Annotated in this window: 1 pseudogene; it reads right to left on the bottom strand. The window is 65.4% G+C overall.

Annotated features, from left to right (window positions below):
* A pseudogene (locus J4573_RS53400) lies at nucleotides 1–593 on the bottom strand (DNA-directed RNA polymerase subunit beta); the annotation flags it as partial.

Below are 593 nucleotides of genomic sequence, written 5' to 3'. Positions count from 1 at the left end.
GACGCGACCCGACGGTCGCCTCGTCCTCGCCGGCGTGCAGCCGGACGAGGTACTCGATGGTGCCGACGATGTCGTCCTCGGTCAGGGTGCCCTGGTTCATCTCCAGGTCGAGACCGAGCTTCTTGTTGACCTTGTAGCGGCCGACCTTGGCGACGTCGTAGCGCTTGGGGTTGAAGTAGAGGTTCTCCAGCAGCGTCTGCGCCGACTCCTTGGTCGGCGGCTCGCCCGGACGGAGCTTGCGGTAGATGTCCAGCAGCGCGTCGTCCTGGCCGGAGGTGTGGTCCTTCTCCAGCGTCACGTTGATCGACTCGTAGCCGCCGAAGTGCTCGCGGATACGGGCCTCGTCCCAGCCCAGGGCCTTCAGGAGCACGGTGACCGGCTGCTTGCGCTTGCGGTCGATGCGCACACCGACGTTGTCACGCTTGTCGATCTCGAACTCGAGCCAGGCGCCACGGCTCGGAATGACCCGGCAGCCGTAGATGTCCTTGTCGGAGGCCTTGTCCAGAGCACGGTCGAAGTACACACCGGGAGAGCGCACCAGCTGCGAGACGACCACTCGCTCGGTGCCGTTGATGATGAAGGTGCCCTTGGGC

Origin of the sequence: Actinomadura barringtoniae, assembly GCF_017573505.1 — a bacterium.
GTDB classification, from domain to species: Bacteria; Actinomycetota; Actinomycetes; order Streptosporangiales; family Streptosporangiaceae; genus Spirillospora; species Spirillospora barringtoniae.
This window is presented reverse-complemented; position numbering and strand designations above follow the sequence as displayed.